The 10360-nt window shown below is 37.0% G+C and carries 6 protein-coding genes and 2 pseudogenes; 1 reads left to right on the forward strand and 7 read right to left on the reverse strand.

The window, feature by feature from the left end; all coding sequences use genetic code 11:
• Positions 1-277 (reverse strand): annotated as a pseudogene (locus ACFIJW_RS07990) (ABC transporter substrate-binding protein); the annotation flags it as partial.
• Positions 278-1501: 1224 nt separating this feature from the next.
• Between ACFIJW_RS07990 and ACFIJW_RS07995 the strand changes: the two are divergent.
• Positions 1502-1666: a hypothetical protein gene (locus ACFIJW_RS07995; RefSeq protein ID WP_375630526.1), complete on the forward strand. Its 165-nt coding sequence runs from the start codon at positions 1502-1504 to the stop codon at positions 1664-1666.
• Between the two features lie 215 nt (positions 1667-1881).
• On the opposite strand, the gene ACFIJW_RS08000 is transcribed toward ACFIJW_RS07995, so the two are convergent.
• The 6 genes and pseudogenes from ACFIJW_RS08000 to ACFIJW_RS08030 all read right to left on the reverse strand — a co-directional run.
• A complete protein-coding gene (locus tag ACFIJW_RS08000; RefSeq protein WP_375612273.1) occupies positions 1882-2508 on the reverse strand; it encodes a DNA-3-methyladenine glycosylase I in 627 nt (208 codons plus the stop codon).
• Positions 2486-3916 (reverse strand): exodeoxyribonuclease VII large subunit, encoded by a 1431-nt coding sequence (gene xseA / locus ACFIJW_RS08005; RefSeq protein ID WP_375633883.1) that lies wholly within the window; start codon positions 3914-3916, stop codon positions 2486-2488. The genes ACFIJW_RS08000 and xseA overlap by 23 nt, the downstream gene beginning before the upstream one ends.
• A gap of 401 nt (positions 3917-4317) precedes the next feature.
• Positions 4318-5949 (reverse strand): ABC transporter substrate-binding protein, encoded by a 1632-nt coding sequence (locus ACFIJW_RS08015; RefSeq protein WP_375633885.1) that lies wholly within the window; start codon positions 5947-5949, stop codon positions 4318-4320.
• Between the two features lie 899 nt (positions 5950-6848).
• Positions 6849-8536: pseudogene (locus ACFIJW_RS08020) on the reverse strand (ABC transporter substrate-binding protein).
• 359 nt (positions 8537-8895) lie between these two features.
• Complete coding sequence (locus ACFIJW_RS08025) at positions 8896-9084, reverse strand: hypothetical protein (RefSeq protein ID WP_375633886.1); 189 nt, start codon at positions 9082-9084, stop codon at positions 8896-8898.
• A 376-nt stretch (positions 9085-9460) separates the two neighbouring features.
• The coding region (locus tag ACFIJW_RS08030) for an ABC transporter substrate-binding protein (RefSeq protein WP_375633888.1) at positions 9461-10360 on the reverse strand (900 nt) is incomplete at its 5' end.

Genomic DNA, 10360 nt, shown 5'->3' on the forward strand with positions numbered 1-10360 from the left:
CTGAAACATCCCAATGTGTTGCTAAAGCGGGAACCATTTTAGCAGGATCATCTGTCGCAGTACTGACCAAATTATCACAAATATTGTAAATAATTTCACTTCCATAAACATCATTAAGTTGTGCGGGATCAAACGTACTGATTGCATCAAGATTCCAAGCCATCACAAGGGTATTAGCCGGTGTTTTTGCTGAAACTTGTTGTGCAACCATCGCCAATGCCATAAGAGCAGAAACAAGAGAGCTGCTACTTTTCAATATTGTTTTCTTCAAGTTCATAAACTTTTCCCTTTATTTATTTTTATCAATTAATGACGCTGAAATAATATAGCAAATTTATAATTATAACATTGAATAAATACGTTCTAATCGCCTATATTTTTAGTCACCTACACAGAGTCATTTACTTGATAAATTCATTGACTTACGTCTCAATAAACCATAACGAACATGCAATATATGTTTTGCTAACCAGTATTACATTCTTTTCATAACCTCTTTGCATATGATAATGCACTATATCAGTTCCCTATTAATCATCAATAAGCCTTGTCGCCCAAAAAAATAGTGAGCTTTAAAAAAATCATTACGCAAAAATTTATGAATTCATTATTCTATTCCTTTAGGCGACATTTAAAATAAAATATGCAAACTTTAAAAATAGTCATCCCCCTCAAACACTCAGTTTCAAGATGTGGCACATCTTTACTACATGACCAAAACGGCACTGAAACAGCAGAAAGACATAAGAAAATATCTTTTCTAAAACGCTATCCCCCACAATAAGTGTCAAAAGTTTTACGTTTTTACCAACAAAACCAAACGCGTTAACAAAGATAAAGGAAAAATGAGAAGAATCATTCCTTCCACGCTTTATCTTTTGAGAAATAAAGCTTACAATAAAAGAATATACACTAAAATGCATCCCCCCATTGATAAAAACAAAATTCATTAGACGTTTCCCCCCTAAAGACATAACGAATATAAACCCTTCTAAACTTTGGCGTGCATCATTGCTTTACCACTATAAAAATAGAATAGAAAACAACATACCGCAACAGAACTCTCGTTTCCAGCGGAAACATACAGAGATTCAACGAAGTAATGTAGTGGATACAAGCCTGCATGAGCTTAATCATCTTCCAAAAAATTGGAGCGCACACGCGGCAAGATCACTCTACTAATAGAGGAAAGCTATCAGATAATAAAACCCAACACAAGCAGCTTGAGTCATTTAACTTCAATTTTTCATCGCTGCATTTCATTTTATATTGCCTAGGTAAGCATTGGACAATCAACCTACATATAAATAAACCAACAGTCATACAAGCAAAGAAAAACAATGCAACAACAGCACCCCATCTAACAACCACTTTGCATTCGTCAACAAACATGAATAAAATATTCATTAATTATAACAGTCACGTTATTAACGGAAATAAAAAAACTCTTCTGAACCATTACAAATGCCAAAGACTGTTTCACAACACTGAGAGCTAGTAAATGCGTGATGGTGCCGATTTGCTCCTTCATAAACCTAAAGATGGAGTGCATTATGGACTTATCTGTCATACCATTCACGGGCTGCGTCGCGAAATGGGCTTTGGTGTACTAAATGTTTCTTTAAAACATACAAGACATTACCATTATCTCACTTCAGATACATAACAGTTAAGATATCACTCCTTTTTGCATCTGTTTTTTCATCCTCAAAATTATACCTTTATCGTTTTTAGTGCCAACAACAATAGAAAATCATTAATATTGTATAGTTTGTATATTTCAATTATCTTATACAGCGGAATTGTATAATTTATACATTTATTAAATAATTCAATTATTATCCTATTAATCATTACTCTTACAAAAGAAAGTTTGCCAATTTATCGACAAAAACATCCTTCAAGATGATCATTAACAATTCCTACGGACTGCATAAAAGCATAACAAATTGTGGGGCCAACAAATGTCCAACCACGTTTCTTCAAGTCTTGAGAAAGACGAAGAGAAGCAGGTGTCATAGGGTTAGCTAACAGTGTTTGAAAATCTATTTTTTCATAACGCTCCAATTGTGGTGGTTGAAAAGACCAAAAATAGTGGGACAAACTCCCCCACTCTGTTATAATTTCTTGTGCTCTCAATGCATTATTAAGCACTGATTGAATTTTTCCTTGATGGCGAACAATGTCTTTATTCTGCATTAACATTTGCACCTTCAGCTCATCATAATGAGCAATCTTTTCAAAGTCAAAGTGATCAAATGCAACGCGAAAAAAAGAGCGTTTTTTTAAAATTGTAAACCAAGAAAGCCCCGCTTGGAAACCTTCAAGACAAATTTTCTCAAACAAACGAATATCCTCAAAAATAGGCTTTCCCCATTCGGTATCATGATAAGCACAATAAAGTGGATCCGTTCCAGCCCATGCGCAACGAACTTTTTCATCCACTCCCTTAAGAAGACCTTCCGCAAGCATGGCATTAACCGTATTAAAAGAGAGTTCCTTGATCATCGCTTGGTGACTTTATCTGCTTGTGTTTTGATCTTTTAGCGGAAATAGGCTCTTGTGTTGCAACACTGATATCTCCATCAAAAAAGCGTAAATTTATTTGCCCTGTTTCAGGAAACTGAACCAATCGTTTAATGGGCTTATGATCTTTCCCCAAAGCCAAAACAAAACCGCGCTCCAAAATATTCTGATATGAAGTGCTTCTTAAAAGCCTAGATACTACCTCTAACCCAGCACGTTGTTTTTCCACACTACGCACAAAAGCACGCTGAAGACGTGCCGTATATTCCTTTGTATTGCGTTGTGCTTTTTCACTATTTAACAAACGCGGTGAAAAACGCACACCAAGTGCATGAAAAGAAAAACGTTTTTTATCGTAGCTTACACAAAGAGCACGCTGCAATCGACTTGAAGTTTCATCTAAACCACGCCGTGGTAAAGCAAAAAGTTGATCGGCAGTCGGAAGAGCTCGTAGAGTAGCACGCAATTTTTGTCGATAAAAATCCAAATAACGCGCGAGTCCCTTGCGCAAACGTGCATCAAGCGATGCCACCAGCACCTCGAGATCAAGCTTAACAGGAACAGCCCGTTCTGCTGCGGCGGTAGGAGTTGGAGCGCGCCAATCAGCCACATAATCAATCAAGGTCCAGTCCGTTTCATGCCCAACAGCAGAAATAACAGGAAGAGAAGATTCATAAACAGCACGAACAACAGCTTCGTCATTAAACCCCCACAAATCTTCTAAACCTCCTCCTCCCCGTGCAACAATAATAAGATCAGGTTTTGGAATAAGTCCACCTGGACCAAGAGCATTAAAACCTTCAACAGCAACAGCCACTTCCCTCCCACTTGTTTCCCCCTGAACACGTACAGGCCAAACCAAAATATGCAACGGAAAACGATCGGATATACGATGAATAATATCACGAATAACAGCACCTGTTGGTGATGTTACAACGCCTAAAATTCGAGGCATATAAGGCAAAGGTTTTTTCTTTTCTTCATCAAACAAGCCTTCTTCTAAAAACTTTTTCTTACGATTTTCAAGAAGTGTCATCAAAGCACCAACCCCCGTTGGTTCAAGAGCCTCAATGACAATTTGATATTTCGATGACCCTGGATAAGTTGTAAGTTTACCAACAGCAACTACTTCCATCCCTTCTTCAGGAGGGAATTTGAGCTTTTCCATAACTCCACGCCAAATAACAGCTTCCAACCGTGCCTTATCATCTTTTAAAGCAAAATAAGCATGTCCCGAAGCATGAGTACCACGGTACCCTGATATCTCCCCAAGCACCCGTACATAACCAAACTTTTCTTCAACAACACGCTTTAGAGCCCCTGCTATTTCGGAAACAGTGAATTCTGCCACATTTGTTACACCTGTTTTTTCACTAAACAAACTTACCATTTTTCAATTCTTTACGCCCGTTTCTGTGAATCTTTTTGAAACAACACATCTTTAAACTTTTGATTTATAGCTTCATCAAAATACCCATAACACCGGCTAGAACAGCTTATATTTTTAATTTCAAATCGATTATCAGGGTTGTAAAAAAAACTTGAAGCCGTTATATGGGGATGTCTAGAGTCATTATTTCATCCGAAAATTGTATCAATAGAAGTTAAAATATTCAATCCTAACATCCACACAAAAGCATCTTTCATAAGAATTCCTGAAATAAAATTCTCGATACAACATAGTAATCCATTCCCGATAAAATTCAACGTATTGCAAAGTGTTAAAGAGCTTTGCAATACATCAAATATATCATGATCATGTTTTTTATATTTTATAAACTTGATACCTTCTTATTTTTCAATTGCACTATAAAAAATACGTGGTGCACTATTCCACACCCATTTTTTAACATCAGGTGTCATAGCAATAATATTATATGTCTGATAGATAAACGCATAAGGTCCTTTTTGCATTAATTCACGCTGTAAATCAGCATACATTTGTGCCCGTTTCTGTGGATCTTTTTGAAACAGAGCTGCCTGAACCTTCTTATTCATATCTTCATCCAAATAGCCGTGGCACCAACTAGGATAGCCTGTATTTTTAGCCTCGAACCGATTATCAGGATTTGAAATAAAACGTGAAGCCATTGTATGAGGATCCGCAGAAGAATTATTCCATCCTATAAAAATTGTATCAAAGCTACGTGCATAAAGTTTGGAAAACAACTGTGTACCGATAAAATGTTCAATCTTAAAGTGCACACCTATCTTTTTTGCATTATCCTGGATAGACTGAGCAATAGGCAAAGCAAAAGGATAAGGAGATTTTCCTGCAAAAATATTGGCCTCAAAACCATCTGGATAACCCGCTTCTATTAAAAGCTGCTTGGCTTTTTCAAGATCAAGTTTAAAGGGTTGCCCTTCTTTTTCATCCAAAGCCCCAAAATTACCAAGAGGAATAAAGCTTGCCCGTGGAATGCCAACATCTTTAAGAAGAGTCTTTCCCAGAGTGTCATAATCGATCAAATAACGCATTGCCAAACGCACCTTTTCATTGGCAAAAATAGGATTCGTTGTATTGAACCCCCATACTATCAGGGATGGAACTAACACTTTTTCAATTTTAATATCTGTTGTTTTTTGGAGATCTGCTATATTCTCTGGCGTTAAATTACGTGCCACATCAATATCGTGTTTTTCCAACAACAAACGTTGTGTTCCAGGCTCAGCAATATGACGAATTAAGATCTTCTTCAATTTGGGTGCCTCTCCCCAATAAATGGTACTTGCACGCAACAAAATCCCTTCTCCAGGACGCCAACTTTCTAACTGATAAGGACCAACACAAGCAGCGTGACTTGCCAAATAGCGATTTCCCATATCACCATCTTGTTCGTGTTTCATAAGTGTCTCACGATCAAGCAGAGCAACAGTACGATTCCTAGAAATATTGCTCAGAATAAGTTCTGCTGGATAAGGTTTATCAAATTTCATCACCACTGTTTTCTCATCGGGGGCTTGAAAAGCCTTATCAACATTTTGTTCTGTGATACCATATTCATTAAAAGTTGCCGCATTAGATAGCTTCAATTTGACAACCCGCCTCATTCCCCAAACAAGATCATGAGCACCAGCAAACCGACCATCATTAAACTTCAAATCATCGCGCAAATGAAAAGTAATCACCGTACTCTGATCATCGCTTACAACATCCCAACTCTTTGCCAAAGAAGGAACGATTTTAACTCCATCATTTTTAGCAGAATCAACCAAATTATCACAAACATTGATAACAATTTCAGCTCCATACCGGTCATTGAGCTGCGCAGGATCAAAATTACTGATCGCATCAAGATCCCAAGCCATCACGAGGGTATCAGCAGGTGTTTTTGCTGAAACTTGCTGCACAAACATCCCAAAAGTAATAAAAGCAGAAATAAAACAACTGCTCCTTTTAAATATCTTTCTTTTTAAATTCATAGACTTATCTCTTTAAAGTTTGTTGTATAAATTTTCCTTGCAACAGTAACGTGCAAAAATAAAAAAAATCAGGCTTTTAAAGCACACCTCCTAAAGATAAAATATCAAACCCTTTAAACAGCAGGAGCAACCCCTTGAGCAATATTGGTAAACTAAAGCAAAAGAGACAACGAAAAATGATCTGATAAACAATGAATAATACCACAAATGACAGCGCCTGTTGGTGATGTCACAGCACCAATAACTTTGATCATACAAGCCAAAGATTTTTTTATCGCATCAAACAGGACTTCTGCTTTAAAAGTCTTTTTGCTATTTTCTCAAAAGGGTTCTCAGAGAACCAACTTCAGTTGCTTTAAAAGCTCACTCATCCTTCGATATTTTGACAATTCTCATAAGTATAGTTTCTAACCATAGCCATTCCACTCCTTCCTCACAAGGACATTTGGACTTTCCAGGACTCATACTAAAGGGCAGTCTCAGCATCTCATCATTTTTTAAGGAAAAGCGGTATAATTTGAAGCACCAGCTCCACAATAATCCCATATTCCCCCAACGCACCTGCATATAACTAACTTTTTTCTCAATAGCACATTTTAAGGTCCCTCACTTTTTCTACAAAATACTAAATTCTGCTCATATTCAGTATGCCCATTTCTTTAACCGGCAAATTTATTATTTTTTTCTTCACTTAAGATTGAAATCTATAATCTTAATATCTATGTATAATTATTCTATAAAAATGCATAGTCCCTCTCTAAAGAAGAGTATCTTCGAGTTACTCTATAATGCACTTTACCGATAAACTTCGATATTTTGCAAAGCTTTAAACTCTATGCAAAACACCGAAGTTATTATCATCACATTCACTGTTGTATATTACAACATTTTAAACGTGCTTATTTTTCAATGGCATTATAAAAAATACGTGGTGCACTATTCCACACCCATTTTTTTACATCAGGTGTCATAGCAATAATACTATATGTCTGATAGATAAACGCATAAGGTCCTTTTTGCATAAAATCACGCTGTAAATCGGCGTACATTTGTGCCCGTTTCTGTGGATCTTTTTGAAACAGAGCTGCCTGAACCTTCTTATTCATATCTTCATCCAAATAGCCGTGGCACCAACTAGGATAGCCTGTGTTTTTAGCCTCAAACCGATTATCCGGATTATAAACGAGACGTGAAGCCATTGTANGTTTTTAGCCTCAAACCGATTATCCGGATTATAAACGAGACGTGAAGCCATTGTATAAGGATCTGCAGAATCGTTATTCCATCCCATAAAAATTGTATCAAAGCTACGTGCATAAAGTTTGGAAAACAACTGTGTCCCTACAAAATGTTCAATCTTAAAGTGCACACCTATTTTTTTTGCATTGTCCTGGATAGACTGTGCAATAGGTAAAGCAAAAGGATAAGGAGATTTCCCTGCAAAAATATTGGCTTTAAAACCATTTGGATAACCTGCTTCTGTTAAAAGCTGCTTGGCTTTTTCAAGATCAAGTTTAAAGGGTTGCCCTTCTTTTTCATCCAAAGCTCCAAGATTACCAATGGGAATAAAGCTTGCCCGTGGAATACCAACATCTTTAAGAAGAGTCTTTCCCAGAGTGTCATAATCGATCAGATAGCGCATTGCCAAACGCACCTTTTCATTGGCAAAAATAGGATTTGTCGTATTGAACCCCCACATTATCACAGATGGAGCTAACACTTTTTCAATCTTAATATCTGTTGTTACTTGGAGATCTGTTATATCTTCAGGCATCAAATTACGTGCCACATCAATATCGTGTTTTTCCAACAACAAACGTTGTGTTCCAGGCTCAGCAATATGACGAATGAGAATCTGCTTCAATTTTGCTTCCTCTCCCCAATGATAGGAACTTGCACGCAACAAAATCGCCTCTCCAGAACGCCAGTTGACTAATTGATAAGGACCAACACAAGCAGCGTGACTTGCCAAATAGCGATTTCCCATATCACCATCTTGTTCGTGTTTCATAAGTGTCTCACGATCAAGTAAAGCAGCAACACGAGTAGTAAGAATATGGCCAAGGATGATCTCTGCTGGATAAAGCTTATCAAATTTCATCACCACTGTTTTCTCATCGGGGGCTTGAAGAGTAGAATCAATATTTTGTTCTGTAATTCCATATTCGTTAAATATAGCTGCTGCAGACAACTTCAATTTAACAACCCGCTTCATCCCCCAAACAAGATCATGAGCACCAGCAGGCCGACCATCATTAAACTTCAAATCATCACGCAAATGAAAAGTAATAACTGTACCCCCACCCTCATTTGAAACATCCCAACTCTTTGCCAAAGAAGGCGCTATTTTAGCTGCATCATCTGTAGCGGAATCGATTAAGTTATCACAAATATTAGCAATAATTTCATTGCCATAACGTTCATTGATCTGCGCAGGATCAAAAGTCTCAATTGAATCAAGATTCAAAGCCATTACAAGGGTATCAGTAGGTGTTTTTGCTGAAACTTGTTGCACAAACATCCCCATTGCAAGAACAACAGAAACAAAAGAACTGCTCTTTTTCAATATTTTTCTTTTCACGTTCATAGAATTTTCCTTTTAACGTTATTGTATAAATTCCCCATGCAGCAAAACGTGCTTAATAATTAAGTTTAGACAAACTATAGGCTTCTAAAAACCAAGTTTTAAAATCTTTAAGAACAAGCACCTCTTGCCAATGGCTCCTCCTGCCTACACTTATAAGCCAAACCAAAACATACAAAGAAAAACACTCTGATATACAATGAACGCTCACCAACAATAGAGCTTATTCACGATATCATAACGCCTACTATTGAAGACTATAAAAGCAATATTTTTTCTCTATCTTGTTAAGCAAGCTTATCTCTTATTTTTTCCGGTGTTTTGTATATCATCAAAGCACTACCCCTTTCGGCTCAAGTGCCTTAATAACAAAGAGCCTTCATAATAATTTGACGATTTGATAAAACAGGAAAATTCGTTAGTTTGCCAAATGCAACGACTTTTATTCCTTCTTCAAAAGGAAATTTAATTTTTTCATCACTCCCCATAAAACAGCACCCTTCAATTGGCATCTCATCATCTTTCCAAGCAAAAGAAAATATAAACGCCATAAAAAACTGATATCCCTTGTTTACCCACCCATAACAAAACTTTCCTTCAACATCGCAAACCCTTTGCACCTTTAGCACTACTAAATTCCACAACATTTGTTACACTTCGTTTCTTTATGTTATACTCAGTTTTTTAACAAATAAATTGACCACTTTCTAATTCAGAGAAATTGAAATATTCAATCTTAGTATCCACATAAATACACCTCTAATGAGAATGAAAAATATCTTTAAACGAATGTCTTGAAAAGACATTCAACAATATATCACGCATTACCTATGATCTTCGACGCATTGCAAAGCTTAAAATTTATACAATACGCCGAAATATATCATGACGATGCCCTTTATCTATTGAACAGCATTGAAGACACTCTTATTTTTCAATTTTACTATAAAAAATATGTGGCGCACTATTCCAAACCCACTTTTTGATATCAGGCGTCATCGCGATAACAGTATATTTCTGAAAGATAAACGCATAAGGTCCTTTTTGCATCAATTCACGTTGTAAATCAGCATAGAGTTGTGCCCGTTTTTGTGGATCTTTTTGAAACAATGCATCCTGAACCTTTTGATTCATCGTTTCATCCAAATACCCATATTGCCAACTAGGATAGGCGGTGTTTTTTGCCTCAAGCCGATTATCTGGATTATAAACAAGACGTGAAGCCATGGTATGAGGATCCGCAGAATCGTTATTCCATCCGACAAAAATCGTATCAAAAGCCCGTGCATAAAGTTTAGAAAACAACTGTGTACCGGCCATCCGTTCAATTTTAAGACGCACCCCCGCCTTTGCGGCACTATCTTGGAGTGACTGAGCAAGTAACACCCTATAAGGAGCATTTGATACGAGAAAATTTGCCTCAAATCCATTCGGATAACCAGCTTCTGCTAAAAGCTGCTTGGCTTTTGCAATATCAAATGTAAAGGGTTGCCCTTCTTTTTCATCTAAAGCCCCAAAGTTGCCAAGAGGAACAAAACTGGCCCGTGGAACACCAACACCTTTGAGAAGCTTCTTGCCAAGACCTTCATAATCTATGAGATAACGCATCGCCAAACGTACTTTTTCCTTAGCAAAAATAGGATTTGTCATATTAAATCCCCAGTACATCATGGATGGCTCTAACACTTCTTCGATTTTAACATCTGTTGTTTTTTGCAGATCTGCAAGATCTTCAGGGGTCAAATCACGAGCAACATCAATATCATGTTTTTGCAACAACAAACGTTGTGTTCCGGGCTCTGCAACATGGCGAATTAAAATCTGCTT

Origin of the sequence: Bartonella sp. MM97QHHN (assembly GCF_042194285.1) — a bacterium.
In the GTDB taxonomy this organism is placed as follows: domain Bacteria; phylum Pseudomonadota; class Alphaproteobacteria; order Rhizobiales; family Rhizobiaceae; genus Bartonella.